Source organism: Vreelandella venusta (assembly GCF_007989605.1).
Taxonomy (GTDB): domain Bacteria; phylum Pseudomonadota; class Gammaproteobacteria; order Pseudomonadales; family Halomonadaceae; genus Vreelandella; species Vreelandella venusta.
The window spans coordinates 14,096-37,201 of sequence record NZ_BJUL01000013.1; the positions used below are offsets into that span (position 1 = coordinate 14,096).

The following is a 23,106-nucleotide window of genomic DNA, read 5'->3' on the forward strand; positions in this document are numbered from 1 at the left end:
CGCGCATGCTCGATAATGCGCTAAAAAGCGATATTCAAGACGCCTATCGTCGCGTGGTGGAAAAGCTTGAGCTGACACCACGCTATGGCCAGCGTCTGATGATCGCAGAAATCGCCCGTACGCTAGGTGGCATTGAGCAGGATAGCGAAGGCAAGCGCACAAACGATAATCATGTGTGTGTGCTGGAAGCGGGTACCGGAACCGGTAAAACGCTTGCCTACCTGATTGCCGCATTGCCGATTGCTAAGGCGCAGGGAAAGCGACTGATTGTTTCCACCGCAACGGTGGCGCTGCAGGAGCAAGTGCTTAATCAGGACTTGCCTTCGCTTGCCAGTCATAGCGGTATTGCCTTTCGTTACGCCTTGGCAAAAGGGCGCGGCAGGTACGTATGTGTTGCGCGCCTTGATCAGGCGTTGGAAGGCTCTGAGCCAAACCCGACGCTATCGCTGTTTGAGCAGTCACTTCAATCCCACAGCAGTGACTTTTCTCTATTAGCTACGGATCTGGCCGAAGCTTACGGCAAAGGTGAATGGGCTGGTGATCGTGATACATGGTCGGCGTCGATCGACGACGGTCATTGGCGACAGCTCACGGTAGACCATCGCCAGTGCACTGGGCGTCGCTGTGGTCATTTCGGTGCCTGCGCCTTTTTCCGTTCCCGGCGTGAGCTGGAAGATGCCGATATAATCGTGGCTAACCATGACTTAGTTCTTGCTGACCTGGCGCTGGGTGGTGGGGCGATTCTCCCTGATCCGGCTGACTGCATTTTTGTCTTTGATGAAGGCCACCATCTGCCCGATAAGGCGCTTTCCCACTTTGCCCATCGCTTTGCGGTACATGGCTGCCTGCGTTGGTTAAAAACACTGAAAAGCAGTCTAACCGATCTGCATCAAGGATTAGCAGTTCAGCCGACGATTGCGCGTTTGCTCGCCGGGCTACCTGAGCTGCTGCATAACTTAGAGCCTGCTTTGGGCGATGTGTTTAGCATGGGGCACCACCTGGCGGGGCGGGAAAACGGCTTGTCGGATGAAGAGGCGAACCATCAGCTGCGTTTTGAAAAAGGCCAGGTGCCAGAAGCGCTTCGCGAACAAGCACAGCAACTGCTAGTTATGTTTGCCACGCTGTCACGCAGCCTGGAGAGCATAAGCGATATTCTGCGCGAAAGTCTCGATCCTGATAAGCAAACAGGCTTGGACCGGGATCAGGCCGACACCTGGTTACCGCTGATTGCACTACTTCATGGGCGCTCGCTTGATGCCCATTCACTATGGCAAGCGTTCAGTGAGCAAGATGCTGCCAATGCGCCGCCTAGTGCGCGTTGGATTACGCTTAGTCGTGTGGCGGGAGAGCCGGAAATTGAGTTTTCGGCAAGCCCCGTATCCGCGGCGCATACCCTTGCGAAACATTTGTGGGGACGTTGCCATGGCGCGCTAGTAACGTCAGCAACACTTACCGCGCTGGGGCGCTTTGAGCGAATCCAAGAACGCGCTGGGCTAGCAAACCGCTATCGCTATCAGGCGTTGCCGAGCCCCTTTGATTACGCCAATGCCGTTTTGCGCGTGCCTAAGGAAGCGACCGATCCCAGTGATCGCGATGCCCATGAAAGCGCCATCGTCAATTTCGTGGCCCAATTGGGAGACGACGAAGCTGCGCTGGTGCTGTTTTCTTCCCGGGCGCAATTGCGAGCGGTGGAAAAAGCCTTGCCTGTGAAGGCTAAAGGGCGCGTGTTAGCGCAGGATGCGCTGCCTAAACATGAATTGCTTGAACGTCATCGCGCGGCTGTCGATGATGGTAATGGGAGCATCATTTTTGGTTTGGCCAGCTTTGCTGAAGGTATCGACTTACCTGGCGACTATCTTACCCATGTGGTGATTACCCGGCTGCCATTTGCAGTGCCCGATGATCCGGTGGGAGCCACCCTTGCTGAGTGGATTGAGAGCCAAGGCGGTAATCCGTTTATGCGAATTAGTGTTCCAGATGCGTCAATCAAGCTAGTGCAGGCCTGCGGGCGGTTGATCCGTAAGGAGAGCGACCGTGGCGTTATCACGCTGCTGGACCGCCGGGTGATTACGCGTCGATATGGCCAAGCATTGCTAGATGCTCTGCCGCCATTCAAACGAGAAATCATCGCGTAATAAAAGATAGCCATAAAAACGCCCCGCTAAGGCGAATTACCTTGCGGGGCGCTTAGGGGCTGGCTTTTTACTGTGCGATGCGCTGAGCGAGCACTGGCGCAAGCTTTTCGTTCATGCGGGTAAAGGTTTCAACCGTTGTGTCCCAATCGATGCAAGCATCAGTGATGGAGACACCATAGGTTAGCTGGCTAAGATCGGCCGGGACTTTCTGGTTGCCCCAGCCGATATTCGATTCAACCATCAAACCGATAATGGACCTGTTACCTTCGAGGATTTGGTTGGTGACGTTTTCGAGCACCAGCGGCTGTAGGCCAGCATCTTTATTAGAGTTGGCGTGAGAGCAATCGATCATAATGTTGGCTGAAAGATTGGCTTTTTTAAGCTCTTTTTCAGCCAGCGCAACGCTGACGCTATCGTAATTTGGCTTGCCATTACCACCGCGCAGCACGACGTGGCCGTAAGCGTTGCCCCGCGTGCGAATAATGGCAACTTGGCCTGCGTTGTTGATACCCAGGAAGTTATGCGGGCTGGCAACAGACTGCAGGGCATTAATAGCGACGTCGAGGCTGCCGTCGGTGCCGTTTTTGAAGCCGACTGGGCAGGAGAGCCCGGATGCCATTTCACGATGGGTTTGCGATTCTGTGGTGCGTGCGCCGATCGCAGACCAGCTAATGCAGTCTTGCATATACTGGGGGGAAATCGGGTCTAACGCCTCTGTTGCCAGTGGCAGGCCAAGTTCAGCCAGGTCGACAAGTAGCTTGCGCGCGATATGCAGGCCTTCATCAATTTCGAAAGAGTCGTTAAGATGAGGGTCGTTGATCAGCCCTTTCCAACCGACTGTGGTACGGGGCTTTTCGAAGTAGACGCGCATGACAATGTACAGGCTATCGCTCACTTGGTCTGCCAATTGACGCAGGCGGCGGGCATAGTCTAGTGCGGCATCGACATCATGGATGGAGCATGGGCCTACAACGACGAGAAGCCGGTGATCTTTACCATCGAGGATGTTTTGAATGGTATGGCGACCCTCAATAACAGAGCGTTCCGCAGCTTCTGTGAGCGGAATAGCCTCTTTAAGAGCTTCGGGGGTGGTGAGAACATCCTGTGCAAGGACGTTAAGATTACTAACCTGCAGATCTGACATCGTGCTACCTGTGCGTGCGCTATGGACTAAAAAGTGGCTCTACTATGGCGTGTCAGGCAGGTAAAAATCAATTGTTACGGAACTTGATCTAGACGAAAAGTGTCGCGGTCAAGATTTTGTGGGGCTGCGGGTCACGTTGAGAGGAACGAGCGGGGGAGTGTGTGTAAGCGCTTGATGCTCCGTTAAGAACGCGTAACACTAAGTACCACAGAAATACTTTTTTACACTGAATGTGGTAGGCGAATCATTCATTATTATCTGTCATCATTAAGATTAACCAATGCCCAAGGGACACTATGCTGCTTGCTGTGAAGGCCCATATGAAAGGGCAAAGAGAAATAGCGCTCGGCGTGCGTCGCACGAGCGGAAGGGGGGTGTGAATGGGCACTCGTGAAACAGACCAGCAGTTGGTTGAACGTGCCCAAAAAGGTGACACACGCGCTTTCGATCTACTGGTCAAAAAATATCAGCACAAAATTATTGGATTGATCGGACGTTATGTTCACGATCACTCCGAAGTACAGGACGTGGCGCAAGAAGCCTTTATCAAAGCGTATCGAGCACTAGGGAAATTTCGCTCGGAAAGTGCGTTTTACACATGGATGTATCGTATTGCGATTAACACTGCCAAAAATCATTTAGTGTCTCGTGGGCGCAGACCGCCCGGCAGTGATCTAGATATTGTCGATGCTGAAATAGTGGACCAGAGTGGACGATTGGCTGACGCTGAGTCACCAGAGGCATCGATTGCTCGCGATCAATTAGAGGCAGCCGTTTACGAAGCTATTGAAAATCTGCCAGATGATTTACGCACGGCGATCACGCTGCGTGAACTGGACGGTCTTGCGTATGAGGACATTGCTCAAGTGATGCAATGCCCCGTAGGCACCGTGCGTTCACGTATTTTTCGCGCCCGTGAGGCGGTTGATGAGCATATACGCCCACTAGTAACAACCGCGCGGAACAGTCGTGATGAGTAAGGAGCGGATGGCGGTAGAGTTAGGGCGCTAAATTCACATTTGATTACGTTTTTAGATTTTTTGTGAACTGTCTGGAAAGTGAAGCGTCATAGAACCTGACGATCTTAGTTGGGTCGAGTAAGCGCCAAGTAGACGCTCAGTGTTCAGTAGTTAAATAGTTTAATCTGCTGATAATTAAGCGTTTAGAAGTTGGCGATTTGAAACGAGGTCTTGGCCTGTGGAGTTGCTGCGGTGGTAAACACTTGGTAGCAGTGTCATCGCAGCGCTTCTAATAACACAGTGTGAGGGTGTGAAGTATGAGTCATAACACACGGGAGTCGCTTTCAGCATTGATGGATAGCGAGAGTGACGAGCTTGAATTGCGCCGAGTGTTGAAGTCATTGCCTGACGATTCTGATGCGGCGGAGACATGGCGGCGCTACCATTTAGCACGCAGCATGATGCAGCGTGAGAGAAATGTTGATGTGAGCGTTGATCTTTCTGCTGGCATTATGGATCGATTGCGCGATGAACCTGCTCCAGCCCTTGAAAACGACGCGGTAGCTACTCCCGTTCGTTCAGGTGGGCTTTCCTTTGCCCGTGGCGCCGGGGTGGCGGCTGCCGTTTCACTGATGGTTATTACCGGGGTGCAGTTCTTTAACAATGGCAGCACAACCTCTGGTGGCACGCAGAGTGCCGGCGGTAGCATTGCTGCCCAGTCTGGCGGTAGTGTGCAGGTTCAGCCTGTTACCCTCGCGGCTTCTCAGCCCGCTTCTATGACGCCAGCAGAAATGCCGATGTTTGAGCAGACGCCATTTCGTGTGAATGGTCAGTTTGGACAGGGTGGCCTTATGAATGTCAGCGAGGCTGGGTTCTCAACACTCCAGGCGCCCCAAGGAGATATGGCCCAGCAAACACTCGCTATTGATGCAGATCAGATCCGCCTGCTTAAGACCTACCTTGAGCAGCACGCGCAAGGTGCTGCCGGTGGAAGTGGCGATAGCTGGATGCCATTAATGCGCTCTTCTTCAGTAACCGAGCCTTTAGGGCAACGTTAATCTTAGGTGCGTTGGCCGGCTTTTTTAACCAAGTGAGGGCCCGCGTGGCTGGAAATGTGATAGGTAAATATCTTTACGGGAGAGGTAAGTTGGCAGTTGGTCTGTGCCTATTGAGCACCAGTTTGCTGCCTCTCCAGCTGAAAGCTGATAGCTACCCATCGCTTTCTTGCGCAGATGCACCCAGTCAAGCTTCTTTCACTACTGCTCATGAGTGGTTAGTGTCTAGCGTTTATGCTGGACACTGCTTTGAGTTTCAAGCGCGTGCTGTTTCCATTGATGCGATAGGGGTGAGAACGCTGGCGCTTTCCCATCGCGTTCGAAATGGCGTTCGGCAACAAGTTGTGCAACACCTAGATGGTCCGTCCGTTAGCGTTGAACGCCGCTCCATCGCTGGGCATTTAGCTTGGTTTCCACCTGACGAGTCCGACTCAGCGTCCGCAGCAGACGCATGGGCGGAGCATGTTGCCGAGTACTATGATATTACGCTTCAGGATAAAACACGTGTAGCCGAGCGTGATGCCGTAGAGCTTCAATTTTCACCTATTGATAGCCAGCGATATCACCACACCTGGTGGATCGATCAAGCGACAGGATTACTGCTTAAGCATGTACTTAGCGATGCTCAAGGCCGTGTTCTTGAAACCTTCCAGATTACCCAGCTTCGCTCTCCTGCCGCCTATAGGGGGGAAGTGCCTGGTCCTACTGACGAGAGAATGCTTGATCAACCTTGGCAAGTAACTTGGCTTCCCGACGGTTTTGTTGAGCAACCGTTGGAGCCGGGGCAGCAGAGTGGTCAGCGCGTGTATAGCGATGGGTTAGCGACTGTAAGCGTGTTTGTGTCGCCCGTTCGCCAGTCAGCGTTGAAGGAAGGCCTTCAACGAATCGGTGTATCGAACGCTGCTGTGTCGCTGATTGATGTTGAAGATCAGAGCTGGCAATTAGTCGGCATCGGCGAACTGCCTGCTGAATTGGTGCAGCGGATTGTTCAGTCAGTGGAATTTGAATAACTAGGCACATCGTTGTGAACACTACAGATTGCAATGCTATCGTACGTTCAGGCACTGTCATTGCTCACTCTGGAGCAGGTTTAGTGGTCGATGCGTCAAGCAGTGTCGCCTGCCAGCAGTGTGCTGAAGGACGTGGGTGTGGCGTAGGGTTGTTAGCTCGCCGTCGGCCACGCACTGTCATTGATCCGGGCGTTTTACCCTCGCAATATTCGAACCTTTATCCAATAGGTAGCTTGGTTTCGTTCACCGTCCCTAAAAGTGATGTCAATACTCTGGCGCTGCTCGTTTATGCACTGCCTCTTGTATTGGCCCTCATCATTACGGGTGCGGCGTCAGGAGTGGGGGCGCGTGATTGGGTTTGTGCAGTGTTGTTTTTTAGTACGTTAATTAACTCTGTCATTATCCTGAAATATCTACTGCGCGGACGAATGGAACGCTTCCGTCCGCGACTGGTCAGTTAATACTCCTGTAACTCGCTGAGAGTTGCACTCCCTTGTGTTTAGTACGTGGTTAGTACTTTTGCTTGATTAGGAGCTGTTGCATGAAGCGCTTGGTTTTTCCTTCCGCATTTTGGCTGTGCTTTATAGTGCTTTTGGTCGTTGGGCAAAATGCCCACGCCCAGAACTTGCCAGACTTTACCAAGTTGGTAGAAGACGCTGCCCCTGGTGTAGTTAATATCTCTACTAGCAGGACGATTCAGCGTAGCTCTGGGCCCTCTATTCAAGGGTTCGGTGGCCAGGATATTCCCGAAATATTCCGTCACTTTTTTGGCGATAGTTTTCCTACGCCTCCCCCCAGCCGAGGGCCAAACCGCAGTGAAGAGCGTCAGTCGCTAGGTTCTGGCTTCGTCATTAGTGCGGATGGTTACGTGCTGACGAACGCCCACGTGGTTCAAGATGCTGATGAAATTCTGGTGCGATTAAACGATCGTCGAGAACTAACCGCAGAGCTAGTGGGTAGCGATACGCAAACAGATGTTGCGCTACTGAAGGTTGATGCTAACAACTTGCCAGTGCTTGATCTGGGCGACTCTGACGAATTAAAAGTCGGTGAGTGGGTGGCTGCCATAGGCTCACCCTTTGGTTTTGACCACTCTGTATCTGCTGGCATTGTGAGTGCTATTAACCGCACGTTGCCCCGTGATGTTTATGTACCCTTTATCCAAACCGACGTTGCCATTAATCCAGGTAATTCCGGTGGCCCGTTATTTAATCTTGAGGGTGAAGTTGTTGGTATTAACTCACAAATACTGACGCGTAGCGGTGGCTTCATGGGCCTCTCGTTTGCTATTCCCATTAATGTCGCCATGGATGTGGCTGATCAGCTACGTGAAGACGGGCATGTGAACCGTGGTTGGCTGGGCGTAATGATTCAGCCTGTGTCTCGTGATCTAGCTGAGTCGTTTGGCATGGAAGAAGCTATTGGTGCGCTGATTGCTGATCTCGACCCGGAGGGGCCCGCGGCGCAAGGTGGCCTTCAAGCGGGGGACGTTATTATTGCAGTGAACGGCGAAGAGGTGGATCGTTCTAGCACTTTGCCGCGTTTGATTGGTCGTGTTGCGCCTGGCAGCGATGTGGATTTAACACTGATGCGCGATGGCGAAGAGGTAACCGAAACGCTTGAGCTGGGCAGCTGGCCCGATTCAGACATTGCTCATAGCGATTCGGGCAGTAATAATCAGGTTCGTCTAGGGGTAGCCGTGGTCGAAATTGACGAGGCAACTCGTGATCGCCTGAATATTGGTGGTGGCGTAGAAGTGCGTCAGGTCGAACCCGACAGTGTTGCCTCTCAAGCGGGGCTGCGTGTGGGTGATGTATTAGTCAGCATTGATCATCGCAGCGTTTCTTCGGCGGATGAGCTGTTGAGAATTGTTGAAGAGCTGCCAAATGATCGTGCAATTCCACTTCGCTTGTATCGAGATGGACGCTCGCTATTTGTGGCGTTACGTCTAGAGTAACCCACTGATTGTCTCTCCAGTCCGGCGGTTCTCGCCGGACTGCTGTTCCTATCCCGCGCATATCGCTACAATAGCGCTTATCCTTTTGACGAACATTGGCAAAGTAGTCGTGCGGCAACCTTTATTGCCAGCGAACATGGGCTCTATAAAGCCAGCTACACCTTGCATACCTATAAGGCAGAACACACTCGATGTCTCAAGATGTTTCCAGCGGAAAGCTCAAGCACATACGCAACTTCTCCATCATTGCGCATATCGATCATGGTAAATCGACGCTATCAGATCGTTTAATTCAGACCTGCGGTGGTTTGACCGAGCGAGAGCTTAAGGAGCAAGTGCTCGACTCCATGGATATTGAGCGCGAGCGTGGTATTACCATCAAGGCGCAGTCCGTTACGCTTGACTATACCGCCGCAGACGGTGAAGTCTATCAGCTCAACTTCATTGACACGCCTGGGCACGTGGACTTCTCTTACGAGGTGTCGCGTTCTCTTTATGCCTGTGAAGGGGCGCTGTTGGTGGTAGACGCCGCACAAGGCGTGGAGGCTCAATCGGTAGCCAACTGCTACACCGCGATTGAACAAGGCTTGGAAGTGCTCCCAGTACTTAACAAGATTGATTTGCCCCAGGCTGACCCCGATCGTGTTGCGCAGGAAGTTGAAGAAATTATCGGTTTGGATGCCACCGATGCCTGCCAAGTGTCGGCTAAAAGCGGTATCGGCATCGATGCTTTGTTAGAGCGACTAGTGCGGGATATTCCGCCTCCTAAGGGTGACCCAGAAGCCCCCTTACAAGCACTTATTATCGACTCTTGGTTCGATAACTATCTTGGAGTTGTCTCGCTAGTGCGCTTGTTCGATGGAACTCTGCGTAAAGGCGACAAAATCCGCATCAAGTCCACCGGGCGTGATTGGGGAGCCTCCGAGGTAGGAATCTTTACACCGCTGCGTAAAGAAACCAATATTCTGCGTGCTGGCGAAGTAGGCTTTATTGTCGCTGGCATTAAGGAGATTCATGGAGCGCCGGTGGGCGATACAATCACCCACACCAAGACCCCTGATGTTCCCCGCTTGCCTGGTTTCCAAAAAGTGAAACCGCAGGTATATGCAGGTATGTTCCCGGTTAGTGCCGATGACTATGAAGACTTTCGGGACGCGCTTGAGAAGCTTGCCCTCAACGATGCTTCGCTTGAATATGAACCGGAGAACTCGGATGCATTGGGCTTTGGTTTCCGCGTCGGCTTCCTGGGTACGCTGCACATGGAGATCATTCAAGAACGCTTAGAGCGTGAATATGATCTTGATCTACTGACCACCGCGCCGACAGTGGTATATGAACTCGCCATGAAAAACGGCGATATTCAATACGTATCGAACCCCTCGAAATTGCCGGATATGGCAGACGTTGATGAGATGCGTGAACCCATCGTGCGTGCCAGCATTCTGGTCCCTCAGGAGTATGTTGGTAACGTGATTGCCGAGTGCGAGCAGCGCCGCGGTACACAATTAGATATGCAGTTCCTGGGTAATCAGATCCAGTTAACCTACGAGCTGCCGATGTCAGAAGTGGTCATGGACTTCTTTGATCGTCTGAAGTCTATTTCTCGTGGTTATGCATCACTAGAGTACAACTTCGAACGTTTTGAAGCGGCTAAATTGGTTCGCCTGGACGTACTGATCAACGGCGATAAAGTTGATGCGCTAGCCGTCATTATCCACCGAGACCATGCCCATAACCGAGGTCGCCTGCTAGTGGAAAAAATGAAAGAGCTGATTCCACGGCAAATGTTTGATGTGGCTATTCAAGCAGCGATTGGTGGCCAGGTTGTCGCGCGCTCAACAGTCAAAGCGCTGCGTAAAAACGTGACGGCCAAATGTTACGGCGGCGATGTAAGCCGTAAGAAAAAGCTCTTGGAAAAACAGAAGGCCGGTAAGAAACGGATGAAACAGGTGGGGCGTGTTGAAATTCCCCAGGATGCCTTCCTTGCTGTGCTCAAGGTAAACGACTAGGGATACTTACCCCACATGGATTTTTCATTATTACTGGTGATCGCCGTTGCACTTTCTGGAGCCGTATATTTGCTGGATGTGCTGTGGCTAAGACCTAAGCGACGTGAGCGATTAGCCACTGCTGAAGCAGCTACCACGCAAGGCCTGGATGAAACTACCCGCGAGACATTGCTAAAAGAGCCATGGCCGGTTGACTACTCCCGCTCATTTTTCCCGGTTCTGCTGGTAGTGCTGGTTGTACGTAGTTTTATCATTGAGCCGTTTCAAATTCCATCTGGATCAATGAAGCCAACGCTTGAAGTGGGTGACTTTATCTTGGTGAATAAGTTTGCCTATGGTCTGCGATTACCGGTACTTCACAACCGTTTTTTAGAAGTTGATGACCCCGAGCGCGGGGACGTGATGGTGTTCCGCTTCCCAGAGGAGCCTTCGGTTAACTTTATTAAGCGTGTGGTAGGTTTGCCGGGTGACCGTATTCGCTATGAGGGAAAGCAGCTGTATATTAACGGCGAGCCAGTTGTTAAAGCATTGATTGAAGAAGGCCCCGAGCTTTCGCCACAGCAGCTATTATTGGAAGAGCAATTAGGTAGCGTTAGCCACTATATATATAATAATCCCCGTGATCCTGGGCCCCAGATGCGAGAGGTGGTTGTTCCAGATGGACACTATTTCACGATGGGTGATAACCGTGACCACTCCAACGATAGCCGTTATTGGGGCTTTGTTCCTGAAGAGAATATAGTGGGAAGAGCGTTTGCCGTTTGGATGCATTGGGACGGTGGCTTGCCTAGCTTTACCAGCGTGCGGCGTATTGAATGAAAAATAGTTTAGAAATTGTTAATGCGATCATATTAGTTAACGTCAACGACGTAGGAGCACTGTGAGTAATTCCTTAACCGCTTTTTGCCGACGAATCGGCCATACCTTCGGTGACCCGACGCTGATGGAACTGGCCATGACCCATCGTAGCTACGGTGGTCGTAACAATGAGCGCCTGGAATTTCTGGGTGACTCTATCGTCAATTTTGTAATCGCTGAGGCGCTTTTTCAACGTTTCCCTCAGGCTCGAGAAGGGCAGTTATCGCGCCTTAGGGCGCGTTTGGTAAAAGGCCAAACATTGGCTGAGTTGGCTCGAGAAATGGAGTTCGGCGAATGTTTGCGGCTTGGCTCAGGAGAGATGAAGAGTGGCGGGCATCGCCGCGAATCCATTTTGGCTGACGCGGTAGAAGCAGTGATTGGCGCTATTTATTTAGATGCAGGCATGGATGTCGTTCGTCAACGTGTACTGGCATGGTACGCTGAGCGGCTTGAAAATATTTCGCTACAAGATACCCAGAAAGATCCCAAAACACGTTTGCAAGAATTTTTGCAGTCGCGTCAGGCAGCGTTGCCACGCTATGAAGTAGTCTCTGTAAAGGGGGAAGCGCATGCCCAGACCTTTACCGTGGAGTGCTACATTGATCTGCTAACCGAGCATACCACTGGTAAGGGGCCCAGCCGCCGCCATGCTGAGCAACAGGCAGCTGAAGAAGCGCTTTTCCACCTTGAAAAAACACCTGGAGACAAGTCATGAGTCAAACCTGCGGCTTCGTGGCCATCGTTGGACGGCCCAACGTAGGCAAATCAACCCTCATGAACCGGATTCTAGGGCAAAAGATCTCGATTACTTCGCGTCGCCCTCAAACCACGCGGCACCAGGTAATGGGCATTAAGACGGTCGACGAGACGCAGTTCATCTATGTTGATACGCCCGGCATGCACATCATGTCAAAAGACCGTAATAAAGCGATCAACCGCTTTATGAATCAAGCGGCAACACAGGCGCTACGAGACGTTGACTGTGTGGTGTTTATTATTGACCGCACCCGTTGGACGGATGAAGACCAAGCTGTGCTAAAGCGACTTGAGCACGTGAAAGCACCGGTGATTTTAGCAGTCAACAAGGTAGATCGTTTAAACGATAAAGGTGACTTGCTACCCTGGTTAGCTGAAGTGGGTGCACGTCGGGAATTTGCTGCGGTTGTGCCAATTTCTGCCAAGCATGGCACCCAGGTTGATACCCTCGAGCAGGAAGTTGCCAAATACTTGCCCGAGAGCGTTCACTTTTTCCCGGAAGATCAAATCACCGACAAGAGCTTGCGCTTCATGGCGGCTGAGCTGGTGCGTGAAAAAGTCATGCGTCAGCTGGGTGATGAGCTGCCGTATCAAATGACCGTGGAAATCGAAGAGTTCCGTGAAACCGAGCGTGTGACCCATATCAGTGCCCTAATTCTTGTCGAGCGTCAGGGGCAAAAGGTAATCCTGATTGGTGAGAATGGTGAGCGTATTAAAAGCATTGGTCGTGAGGCACGCCTAGATATGGAGCGAGCCTTGGGTAACAAGGTAATGCTCAATCTATGGGTGAAAGTGAAGCGCGGCTGGTCGGATGACGAGCGGGCATTAAAGAGCTTGGGTTACGATCTCGATTGAGTACTTCCATGTCGGCAGAGCCAGCGTTTTTACTGCACCGCAGGCCTTACCGTGAAACCAGTGCGCTGGTGGATTTGTTAACCCTTAACCATGGCCGTATCCGCGCCGTTGCCCATGGTGGGCAGCGGCCAGGCTCTAAGTCGCGTCAACGGCTGCAGCCCTTTACCCCCTTGTTTGTGTCGTGGCGCGGCGAACGTGAACTAAAGCGGTTAGTGCTGATGGAGTCGCGTGGCCAGACGGCATTGCTAGCCGGAGAAGGGTTGCTCTGCGGTTTATATGCCAATGAAATAGCCACGCGCCTACTGCCTTTGGAGCTTGCAGCGCCAGAGGTTTTTGCATTTTATAGCGCGCTATTAGACGCCTTGCCAATACCGGCGGATCGCGCCTTGGCACTGCGACGTTTTGAATGGGCGCTGCTGGAAACGCTAGATGCAACGCCGCGTTTTTGTACCTACGATGGCGCTGCACTCGATCCCCAAGCGCGCTATCGGTTTGATGCGACAAGTCGTGCTTTTGTGCCTGCCGAGCAAGGCATAGAAGGCCGGACGCTGCGCTATATTGATCAAGGCGATTGGCAACCCGCTGGGTTAGCAAGTGCTTTAAAAGCGCTGATGCGGGCAGCGCTTGCACCTCATTTGGGCGCGACGGCTTTACGCTCGCGAGAACTAATGCTCGATTTGGCCCGCCGCCGACAGCGCTAGGCGGGTATTTTGATACCACTTATTGGAGACACGTGATGCATCCTCCGCGGATTTTGTTAGGCGTCAACATCGATCACATTGCGACGCTGCGTCAAGCGCGTGGTACTCGTTATCCTGATCCAGTTCAAGCGGCGCTGTTAGCCGAAGAGGCGGGCGCTGACGGCATCACGGTTCACTTGCGTGAAGATCGTCGCCATATTCAGCCAAGGGACGTTCGCCTGTTGGCAGAAGTGCTCAATACACGCATGAATTTAGAGATGGCTGTTACTGAAGAGATGCTAGCGCTGGCTGAGGAAGTACGCCCGGCGCACGTGTGTTTAGTGCCAGAAAAGCGTGAAGAGCTAACCACCGAAGGTGGCTTGGACGTTGTGGGTGGTTTTGATCTTATTGCCTCGGCCTGCCAACGTTTACGCGCAGCCGGTTGCGACGTGTCTTTGTTCATAGACCCTGATAGCGCGCAAATTGATGCTGCCCTTCGTGCAGGGGCGCCAACGATTGAGCTGCATACAGGTGCCTATGCAGAAGCAAAACCTGGCAGTGAGGCTGCTATTGCTGAGTATGAGCGTCTAAGTGCAGCGGCCATTCACGCTGTTTCTGCTGGCTTAGTGGTTAATGCTGGGCATGGCTTGCATTACCATAACGTTGAGGCGATTGCTGCGTTGCCGGGCGTTAATGAGCTCAATATTGGTCATGCCATTATTGCTCGTGCACTGTTTGTCGGGCTGAAAGACGCTATTCAAGAAATGAAACGCTTGATCATTGCTGGCCAGGAAGCTGGTTTAATGGCGGCATTAGATGCTCATGAACATGAGCACGAAGATGAACATACGCATAGCGGTTGCTGTAGCCACTAAGATGATTGTTGGGATTGGGTCAGATATCGCCCGTGTCGAGCGCTTTGCTAAGGCCGTAAAACGTCATGGGCCACGCTTTGCCCTGCGCATTTTAGGCCCTGAAGAGCAGGCTGTATGGCAAGCAAAAGGTCAGCCAACTAGTTATTTGGCAAAGCGTTTTGCAGCGAAAGAAGCGTATGTCAAAGCACTCGGGCTTGGCTTGAGAAGCGGTATGCAATGGAGCGATATTCAAATCCTCAATGATTCGCTGGGCAAGCCAAGCCTGCAGCTAAGTGGTGAGGCGCTTCGTCTATTTCAAGCTAGCGGCGCCTCAGCGACTCATATAACGCTCAGTGATGAAGCGGACTACGCAGTAGCATTTGTGGTACTTGAGCGCTAGTGCTTGACGTTAGTACTTGAGCGCTAACGGACTAGCGCTGATTTAACGTGCTCCGCTGCTCCCTGAGGCGCTTGATAGCGGTGTACAACTTATCAAGTAAATTTTCAGCCTGTTCCAAGCCCCCAGTGCGTAGACGTGTCTCCAGGGTTTCTACTGTTAACGCGAGCTCAGGCGCTCCGCAATAGCGGCTGGCACCATTGAGCGCATGAACATGGTCGAGCAACACCGTTAGGTTGTTTTCTTCGACAGCGCTGCGAATTTGCTGTTCGCATTCACTCAGGCTATCGATCAGGCGCTTTAGCTGCTGTTTGGCGAACTCGGGATTGCCACCTGCAAGGCGCGTGCCGAGCTCAAGATCAATGACTGATAACGAGGTGGGGGTATACCCAATAGCCGGGGTATATCCAAGATCAGGGGCTTTTGGGGACGCCTGTAGAAGCGGGCTGGTTGGCAGTGTAATGCCCAAGAAGCGTTGAAACTGCTGATGCAGCTGAGTTTCATTGATCGGTTTCACCAAGACGTCATCTAAACCCTCCGCGAGCCACTGCTGACGTTCATCGCTAAGCACATGTGCGGTTACGGCAATAATTGGGCAGCGCGCCCAGCTATTATTAATGCGCCGTAACGCCTGGGTGGTTTGAACACCGTCCATATCAGGCATACGAATATCCATTAGCACCATGTCTGCTTCGTTCTGACGCGCGTAATCCAACGCTTCCTGGCCGCTGGCCGCTAATACAATGTTGATGTGCTCATTTTCGAGCATGGCTTTTAATAGTTCACGGTTGGGCGCATTATCGTCAACGATCAGCACCGTGAATGTTGACGACGGAAGTGCTTTAATCGTTTGTGCGTTGGCGGAAATAGTGGCTGTAGCCGGTTCCAATAGTTGTTTGAACGTGGCAACCAATTGAGTTCTGGTAAATGGTTTGCACAGTATCTCCCCCCCATTAGGGAGCTCCCAGTGAGGCAATTCAAAGCTAGTGGCACTTGCAAGAATGAGCGTTGGGCAGGGCGCTTGAGCAATAACCGACTGCCAATACGTCTTTCGTTCACCGCTGAAGTCATCATTATCTAGGCTTAGCAGGAGCAGTTGTTCGTCGCCAGATTCAATGAAAGAGACGGCAGTGGCGCCCCAGCGCTCGATTAAATGTTCCAACACATTGCGAGTGGGTAGGTGGGGCTCATGTAAACGAATAATTGAGCCGTCGAGTGAGAGTTCCGGCGGCCGTTCCTTGCTCATGTCGGCAAGTAGCGGCAACGTAAATGAGAAGGTTGCACCTTCTCCCGGCTCGCTATCAATTGTAATCTCGCCCCCCATGCGTTGAACTAATTGTCTGCAAATCGTCAGCCCTAAACCACTACCGCCAAATTGCCTGGAGTGACTAGGATCTGCCTGGGAAAAGGCACTAAATAGCTGCTTTTGTTGTTGTTCGCTCAAGCCAATGCCTGTGTCACTAACGCTAATACGCAACACAACATGCTGACCCTCCTGACTGTCCAGCATGACACGAATGATAACTTCTCCCTTCTGGGTAAACTTCAGAGCATTGCTGGTTAAATTATTGAGGACTTGATGGATGCGTAGCGGGTCGCCACACAGCGCTGACGGTACGTCTTCATAAACCATCGCTACTAAATGCAGTCGTTTGCGTTGAGCTTCAGGCGCATGGAGTCCGACAACTTCATCCATTAGCGACACCAAGTCGATATCGACTTCTTCTAACGTCAGCCGGTCGGCTTCTAGTTTCGAGAAATCCAACACATCATTGACTAGCATCAACAGGTTATCGCAAGCACGGTGGACATGCTCCAGCCATTCTTTCTGCCGAGCGTCGAGAGATGAGCGGCCTAATAAGCGGCAAAAACCGATGATGCCATTTAAAGGGGTGCGAATCTCGTGGCTCATATTGGCGAGAAATTCGGACTTTACTGCATTCGCGCGTAGCGCGCTTCGATGAGCAAGATCGAGTTTGATATTTTGCTCTTCAATCGTCTCCATGGACTCTTGTAATTCGCTGGTCGCTTGCTCGATTTGGCTTTGCATATCATGCTGAGCTTGCCGAAAATGTTCCGCTAACCCATTGATATGTTCTGCCAGTTGGAGAAACTCGCTAGGGCGAGCAGCCGTCATATAAGGCCGGTAGTCCCCTCGGGATAGGCGGTAAAGCGCTTGGTTCGCTTCTTCAATTGGACGCGTAGCGAAGCGGCTGATCGCAAATGCGACCAAAAAAAGCAGCAGCCCCAGTAACATGCCACCTAAGCTAAGACTGGCAATGAGCTTATAGCGCTCTAATTTGAGCGTGCGTATGTCCATTTCGGCTTCAAGCCAGCCAGTATTAGCAAGACCAAATGGTTGGCTGTAAGACGTGGTTAAAGGTACCTGTAAACGCCAAATAGCTTCATCTTTGGTGAGTGACGTGGCATTGGGGATATTTAGGCGAGGTGGGGGAGGTATCGAATGCCCCAGTACCAATAAGCGGCTCCCTTGCTCGTCAAAAAGCGTCACCGCGCGTAACCCTTTGTGCTCCAGAAGCTGTCTGGCAATGGCTTCCAAACGAGGCAAGTCGCCATCTAACATAGCGTTACCCAGGCTTGGTGCCAGTAATTCACCAGCGCTAACTAAGCGCTCTTCTAGCATGTCACGGCCGGTGGTCTCGCTTTGCACCACCAGCAATATTGCCATGACGGCATAGACAAGAAGCGGAAGCCCGAGTAACGCAAAGAGTAAGCGCGTGTTTAAAGACATGAGAGAAGCTCGTTGATTCAATAAGGTTGCCTGTCAAGCTAACGGCAGCACCGATATAATGCAGCATAATGGTGATGATAAGGAATGTACGATGAATTATCCGACACTCGAAGATGTGGTTGGTAATACGCCACTGGTTCGTTTAAAGCGCATAACGGCGGGGCGTAATAACACGCTTCTAGCCAAGCTAGAAGGCAATAACCCTGCTGGTTCGGTGAAAGATCGCCCGGCACTCTCTATGTTAAGTGAAGCTGAAGCACGGGGCGATATTGTTCCAGGCGATACGCTGGTGGAAGCAACCTCGGGTAATACGGGTATTGCGTTGGCCATGGCCGCGGCTATCAAAGGTTACAAAATGACGCTAATCATGCCTGAAAACGCTTCTGAAGAGCGTAAGCAGGCTATGGCGGCTTACGGTGCCACATTAGTGTCAGCGAGCAAAGAAGGCGGGATGGAAGAGGCGCGAGATATTGCCGATGCGATGATTGCAAGAGGCGAAGGTAAACCGCTAAACCAATTTGCCAATCCAGATAACCCGCTTGCGCACTATCGCACAACGGGGCCTGAAGTGTGGCAGCAAACCGGCGGTGAAGTGACGCATTTTGTCAGTTCGATGGGGACAACGGGCACCATTATGGGAGTGTCTCGTTATCTTAAGGAACAAAACCCAGCGATCCAAATTGTCGGTTTACAACCGGCGGATGGTGCGAGCATACCGGGGATTCGTCGTTGGCCAAAAGAGTACCTGCCGTCGATTTTTGAATCACCGAGGGTCGATACGACCCTGGATATTGGGCAGCAAGAAGCAGAAGCCCATATGCGCCGCCTGGCTCGTGAAGAAGGTATTTTTGCAGGGGTGTCGTCAGGTGGCAGTTTGGCTGGCGCATTGCGTATCGCAGAACAAACTGAGAATGCAGTCATTGTCTTCATCGTTTGTGACCGAGGTGATCGCTACCTTTCCACAGGCTTATTTGCCCCGGAGTTATAGATGGCCATGTTGGGTAAGCGGCGGCCATCTCGCCCCGCCTCGGGACACTCAGGGCTAGTTCGCCAACCAAGCCGTAAAACTGAGTCAAAGGATGCTACCTCGACAACGTTGGTGGTTGAGCGTTTAGCTCATGATGGCCGTGGTGTTGCGCATAATGTCGAGGGAAAAACAGTCTTTATTGACCAAGCGCTTCCCGGTGAGCATGTCGATATAGCGATCCACGTCACGCGTAAGCGGTATGACGAAGCACATATAAAAAACCGGCTCAGCTCTTCAGAGCAGCGGGTTGAGCCTCCCTGTGCTTACTTTGGCCAGTGTGGCGGCTGTGATTTACAGCACCTTAATCTGACTGCACAACGCCAGCATAAGCGCGACGTTGTCACTGAGCTAATGGCCCGTCAGGGCCTAACGCTAGGCCCTATTGCTGCATTGGATGGTAGCAGCGAGCACTATCGGCGTCGCGCGCGTCTGGGGGTAAGGGTAGACGGTCAGGGTAATGTACTGCTGGGGTTTCGAGCACCCAACAGCCACCGCTTAGTGGATATTGAGCAGTGCCATGTGCTGGTGCCAGCGCTGAATCAATTAATTCGTCCATTACGGCAATTACTGGCAACACTCGCCTCGCCACGCCTCGTTGGCCATGTCGAATTACTGGCGACCGATGAGGCAACAGTCGTGCTAGTGCGTCAGTTAAAAGCCCATGATCAAGATAGGGCCCGCTGGCAGCAGTTCGCGGCGCAGCAGCAGGTCTTGCTCGGCACTTGGTTGGGGCGTGAAACGCCTGTATTGCACTGGAATGGTGCGCAGGGTGGGGCCACATCCGTTCTACAGGAAGTGCTTAATCTCAAGGAGCTCGGAATTCAAAGAGCTAACCCACCAACAAGTGAACAGTGTGTGGCGGGTGATAAAGCATCCAGCCGAGTGACGCTGGGTTTCTCACCAGGCGACTTTTTACAGGTAAATGCTGAGGTAAACCAAAAGATGGTAGCCCAGGTGTTAGCATGGCTAAAGCCAGCGCCAGGGCAACAGCTCATAGATCTCTTTGCTGGGATTGGTAATTTCAGTTTGCCGTTGGCCGCTGCCGGAGCCAAGGTGCTTGCTGTAGAAGGCAACCCTGCGATGGTCGAACGAATTACCGCTAACGCTAATGTTAACCTACTGGATGTGCATGCCCAGCAAGCAGACTTAAGCGACGCCAAAAAGGTGCAAACGCTATTGAGCGAGCATCAGCAAATTGATGCGATTGTGCTAGATCCGCCGCGCAGCGGTGCAGAAGCAGTTTGCCAAGTATTAGGTAGTTACAATGTACCTCGGGTGGCCTATATTTCTTGTGACCCGGCAACGCTTGCTCGCGATGCGGCACACCTTGTGCATGCAGGTTATCGCGTCAAGCAAGTAGCAGTGGCCGATATGTTTTTACACACTGCTCACCTGGAAACGCTGATGCTATTTGAATACCAGGGCTAGCCTGCCCACTGCATCAAGCCTCGGTGACGGAAAATGGCTAGCCGTCACCCTGAAAGGATGAATAATTGTCATGGTGAAAGTGCGTGAAGACCAGCCGCTTACCGAAAGCGGAAAGGTGGACATACAGCAGTGGTTAGCGCGCCTTCAAGAGGATGTGCGCCTACGCGACCCCGAACGACTATTGCAAGCATGCGAGCTTGCTGAACAGTTGGAACGAGAGGCGCCGCAAACCCACCGTGTGTGGCTCTCGCCAGGTTCAAGTTTTCGAATGGGGCTAGAGATGGCCGACATCCTGGCCGAACTCAAGCTTGATCAAGCAACCCTTGAGGCTGCCGTACTCTATCGCGCGGTTCGCGAAGGGCTGCTGAGTATAGACGCCGTTACCAAACGGTTTGGCGAAGAAGTCGCTAAGCTGATTGACGGCGTTTTGCAAATGGCAGCCATTAGCTACCCACTAGCGCCCAACCATGGTATGAGCCAGCATAACCAGCAGGAAAACCTGCGCAAAATGCTGGTTAACATGGTCGGAGATGTACGCGTTGCACTGATCAAAATTGCTGAACGCACCTGCGCCTTGCGCCAAGTAAAAGATGCCCCCCGTGAAAAGTGCTTACAAGTCGCGCGTGAAGTGGCTGATATTTATGCGCCGCTGGCTCATCGACTTGGGATAGGTCAAATCAAGTGGGAGCTTGAAGACCTATCGTTTCGCTATCTGCATGAAGATGAGTACAAAGCGATTGCTAAGCTATTAGCTGAAAAGCGCTTAGATCGTGATCGCTATATTCATGACGTGGTGGAAACCATCAAGAGCTTGATGGAAGCCCAGCATATTCATCACTACGATGTCGATGGGCGAGCCAAGCACATCTACTCAATCTGGCGCAAAATGAAGCGTAAGCGGATTGATTTTTCTCAGGTACACGACGTGCGCGCAGTGCGCATCTTGGTCCCTGATGTAGCTGACTGCTATACCGTATTAGGAATTGTTCACTCTCGTTGGCACCATGTGCCCAACGAGTTTGATGACTATATTGCCAACCCGAAGAAGAATGGCTACCAATCGTTGCATACCGCGGTCATGGGGCCAGAAAACAAGGTGCTGGAAATCCAGATTCGCACCTTTGCTATGCACGACGAAGCAGAATTAGGTGTATGTGCACACTGGCGGTATAAAGGGCATGATACCAACGCCAAAAGCCGTAGTTATGAAGAAAAGATTGCCTGGTTGCGTCAAGTACTTGAGTGGCAGGATGAAGTGGGTGGCTTTGGCGACCTGCGCGAAGGTCTTTCCAGCGACGTTGCGCCAGACCGCATCTATGTTTTCACCCCCGATGGCCATGTCATCGACCTGCCGCGTATTGCGACCCCCATCGATTTCGCTTATCGCGTGCATACCGAAATTGGTCACCGCTGCCGTGGTGCCAAGATTAATGGTCGGATAGTACCGCTTACCTATAAGTTAAAAACCGGCCAGCAAGTCGAGATTTTAACGGCCACCAAAGGCGGCCCCAGCCGCGACTGGTTAAACCCCAGCTTGGGCTATGTGCGCACTTCACGCGCGCGGGCGAAAATCCAGGCGTGGTTTAAGTACCAAGCACGAGACCAGAACCTAGACGAAGGGCGGGCGTTGTTCGAGCGAGAGATGCGCCGCTTGGATGTTGAAGGGCTTGATCTTGCTAAGCTGGCTGCTGCTGTTAACTACCAAAACGCCGATGATATGTATGCAGCGCTCGGCGCGGGCGACCTGCGTATCGGGCAAGTGCTTCATCAGGCGCAACAGTTATTTGGTGAAACGGACGACCAAGAGCAGTTAGATCGGTTGCTGGCGAAGCCACGCCGTCAGCCAAGCAAAGCGACTCAAAGCGACATCACCGTGCTGGGGGTTGGCAACTTAAAAACCAGCATGGCGAATTGCTGTCGGCCAGTGCCTGGCGAACCAATTGTTGGCTTTATTACCCAAGGTCGCGGGGTCACCGTCCATCGCCAGGATTGCAGCAATATCCTGCAACTGCGCATGGAAGAGCCCCAGCGCATTATCGAAGTAGAGTGGGGCGAACGTGCTCTCACGCGCTACCCCGTCACTATTGAAATTCAAGCCTGGGATCGCTCCGGCTTACTGCGCGATGTGACCGGCCTGCTGGGCAACGAGAAGGTCAATGTGTTAGCAGTGAATACACTGACAGACACCGATGAGGGGATTGCGCGACTGCGCATCACGCTGGAAGTTGATGGTCTTGAATCACTAGGCCGTTTGTTTTCCCGTATCCAGCAATTGCCCAACGTGACGGAAGTGCGTCGTCTGCGCAATGCTGACCCAGAGAAAAACGTCCGTAAAGGAGGCGCCTGATGCGGTATAGCGTAGAGGATCTGCTGACATTGATGTCGGTGCTTCGCAACGCGGAACAGGGCTGTCCTTGGGATATTAAGCAAGATTGGGGCAGCATTGTGCCCCATACACTGGAAGAAGCTTACGAAGTGGCTGATGCTATTGAGCGGCGCGCTTTTGATGAATTGCCCGGCGAGTTGGGTGATCTGCTGTTCCAAGTGGTCTATTACGCCCAGTTTGGTGCTGAAGAGCAGCGCTTCGACTTTCACGATATCGTTGATACATTGACTGCAAAGATGTTGCGCCGTCATCCGCATGTATTTCCTGATGGCACGCTAGCATCACGGCGTCCACCTGGGATGAGTGCCGAGGACGTACAAACCCAGCACGTTAATTCGCGCTGGGAAGCGCTTAAGGCCGATGAGCGTGCTGAGCGTTCGCTGCAAAGCACTCCCTCTGTGCTTGACGATGTGCCACGTACGCTGCCAGCGCTCAGTCGTGCCGCGAAACTCTCGAAACGTGCCGCCAGGGTCGGGTTCGATTGGCCGGATGCCAGCGGTGTGCTGGACAAAATCCGTGAAGAGCTCGCTGAAGTTGAAGAAGCCCTTGCCGAGGGTAATCGCCAGCACGCTCAAGAAGAAGTCGGTGACTTACTGTTTGCAGTGACTAATTTAGCTCGCACACTGGGTGCCGACCCTGAGCAATGCTTGCGTACCACAAACAGTAAATTTGAGCGCCGCTTTCGCTACGTAGAGCGTCAGCTTGCTGCTGATGCGCGTCCGTTAACCGACGCCTCGCTGGATGAAATGGAAAGCCACTGGCAAGCCGCTAAAGCACAAGAAAAAACGCTTACCCCTTAAAAACTGATTTTTAATAACTGACTTTTAACAACTAATGCGACCCC

General features: G+C 52.3%; 19 protein-coding genes. 17 read left to right on the forward strand and 2 right to left on the reverse strand.

What is annotated here, in order from left to right; genetic code table 11:
- Window positions 1-5: 5 nt before the first annotated feature.
- Window positions 6-2,135: an ATP-dependent DNA helicase DinG gene (dinG, locus tag HVE01_RS14355; protein WP_125748913.1), complete on the forward strand. Its 2,130-nt coding sequence runs from the start codon at window positions 6-8 to the stop codon at window positions 2,133-2,135.
- A gap of 67 nt (window positions 2,136-2,202) precedes the next feature.
- Here the strand turns inward: dinG and HVE01_RS14360 are convergent, their stop codons facing one another.
- Entirely contained in the window at window positions 2,203-3,279 is a 1,077-nt protein-coding gene (locus tag HVE01_RS14360; RefSeq protein ID WP_125748911.1) for a 3-deoxy-7-phosphoheptulonate synthase, read from the reverse strand.
- Window positions 3,280-3,659: 380 nt separating this feature from the next.
- Here HVE01_RS14360 and rpoE point away from each other — a divergent pair, with 380 nt between their 5' ends.
- From rpoE to acpS, 12 genes are all read left to right on the forward strand, one after another.
- Entirely contained in the window at window positions 3,660-4,259 is a 600-nt protein-coding gene (gene rpoE, locus HVE01_RS14365; RefSeq protein ID WP_125748908.1) for an RNA polymerase sigma factor RpoE, read from the forward strand.
- A 296-nt stretch (window positions 4,260-4,555) separates the two neighbouring features.
- Window positions 4,556-5,296 (forward strand): sigma-E factor negative regulatory protein, encoded by a 741-nt coding sequence (locus HVE01_RS14370; RefSeq protein ID WP_125748905.1) that lies wholly within the window; start codon window positions 4,556-4,558, stop codon window positions 5,294-5,296.
- 89 nt (window positions 5,297-5,385) lie between these two features.
- Window positions 5,386-6,303 carry a MucB/RseB C-terminal domain-containing protein gene (locus tag HVE01_RS14375; RefSeq protein ID WP_213017436.1) on the forward strand — a complete coding sequence of 306 codons (918 nt, stop codon included), beginning with the start codon at window positions 5,386-5,388 and terminating at the stop codon, window positions 6,301-6,303.
- Between the two features lie 14 nt (window positions 6,304-6,317).
- On the forward strand, window positions 6,318-6,764 hold the full coding sequence (locus HVE01_RS14380; RefSeq protein WP_146944864.1) for a SoxR reducing system RseC family protein: 447 nt from the start codon (window positions 6,318-6,320) through the stop codon (window positions 6,762-6,764).
- A gap of 80 nt (window positions 6,765-6,844) precedes the next feature.
- On the forward strand, window positions 6,845-8,260 hold the full coding sequence (locus HVE01_RS14385) for a DegQ family serine endoprotease (RefSeq protein ID WP_125748896.1): 1,416 nt from the start codon (window positions 6,845-6,847) through the stop codon (window positions 8,258-8,260).
- Window positions 8,261-8,451: 191 nt separating this feature from the next.
- A complete protein-coding gene (gene lepA, locus HVE01_RS14390; protein WP_125748893.1) occupies window positions 8,452-10,269 on the forward strand; it encodes a translation elongation factor 4 in 1,818 nt (605 codons plus the stop codon).
- 15 nt (window positions 10,270-10,284) lie between these two features.
- On the forward strand, window positions 10,285-11,088 hold the full coding sequence (lepB, locus tag HVE01_RS14395) for a signal peptidase I (RefSeq protein WP_125748890.1): 804 nt from the start codon (window positions 10,285-10,287) through the stop codon (window positions 11,086-11,088).
- 61 nt (window positions 11,089-11,149) lie between these two features.
- Window positions 11,150-11,842: a ribonuclease III gene (gene rnc, locus HVE01_RS14400; protein ID WP_009722084.1), complete on the forward strand. Its 693-nt coding sequence runs from the start codon at window positions 11,150-11,152 to the stop codon at window positions 11,840-11,842.
- A complete protein-coding gene (era, locus tag HVE01_RS14405; RefSeq protein ID WP_125748887.1) occupies window positions 11,839-12,738 on the forward strand; it encodes a GTPase Era in 900 nt (299 codons plus the stop codon). Before rnc ends, era begins: the two co-directional genes overlap by 4 nt.
- 8 nt (window positions 12,739-12,746) lie before the next feature.
- Window positions 12,747-13,439, forward strand: a complete 693-nt coding sequence (gene recO / locus HVE01_RS14410; RefSeq protein ID WP_125748884.1) for a DNA repair protein RecO — start codon at window positions 12,747-12,749, stop codon at window positions 13,437-13,439.
- A 35-nt stretch (window positions 13,440-13,474) separates the two neighbouring features.
- A complete protein-coding gene (gene pdxJ / locus HVE01_RS14415) occupies window positions 13,475-14,293 on the forward strand; it encodes a pyridoxine 5'-phosphate synthase (RefSeq protein WP_125748881.1) in 819 nt (272 codons plus the stop codon).
- A gap of 1 nt (window position 14,294) precedes the next feature.
- A complete protein-coding gene (gene acpS / locus HVE01_RS14420; RefSeq protein ID WP_146944899.1) occupies window positions 14,295-14,672 on the forward strand; it encodes a holo-ACP synthase in 378 nt (125 codons plus the stop codon).
- A gap of 31 nt (window positions 14,673-14,703) precedes the next feature.
- Here acpS and HVE01_RS14425 read toward each other — a convergent pair whose 3' ends face one another.
- Entirely contained in the window at window positions 14,704-17,421 is a 2,718-nt protein-coding gene (locus HVE01_RS14425; RefSeq protein WP_125748877.1) for an ATP-binding protein, read from the reverse strand.
- A gap of 91 nt (window positions 17,422-17,512) precedes the next feature.
- On the opposite strand from HVE01_RS14425, the gene cysM reads away from it, so the two are divergent.
- The 4 genes from cysM to mazG all read left to right on the forward strand — a co-directional run bounded on the left by cysM (window position 17,513) and on the right by mazG (window position 23,062).
- Entirely contained in the window at window positions 17,513-18,409 is an 897-nt protein-coding gene (gene cysM / locus HVE01_RS14430) for a cysteine synthase CysM (RefSeq protein WP_125748874.1), read from the forward strand.
- A complete protein-coding gene (gene rlmD, locus HVE01_RS14435) occupies window positions 18,410-19,876 on the forward strand; it encodes a 23S rRNA (uracil(1939)-C(5))-methyltransferase RlmD (RefSeq protein WP_125748871.1) in 1,467 nt (488 codons plus the stop codon). It begins immediately after the preceding gene.
- Between the two features lie 70 nt (window positions 19,877-19,946).
- Complete coding sequence (gene relA, locus HVE01_RS14440) at window positions 19,947-22,223, forward strand: GTP diphosphokinase (RefSeq protein WP_125748868.1); 2,277 nt, start codon at window positions 19,947-19,949, stop codon at window positions 22,221-22,223.
- Entirely contained in the window at window positions 22,223-23,062 is an 840-nt protein-coding gene (gene mazG / locus HVE01_RS14445; RefSeq protein WP_146944865.1) for a nucleoside triphosphate pyrophosphohydrolase, read from the forward strand. Before relA ends, mazG begins: the two co-directional genes overlap by 1 nt.
- Window positions 23,063-23,106: the final 44 nt, after the last annotated feature.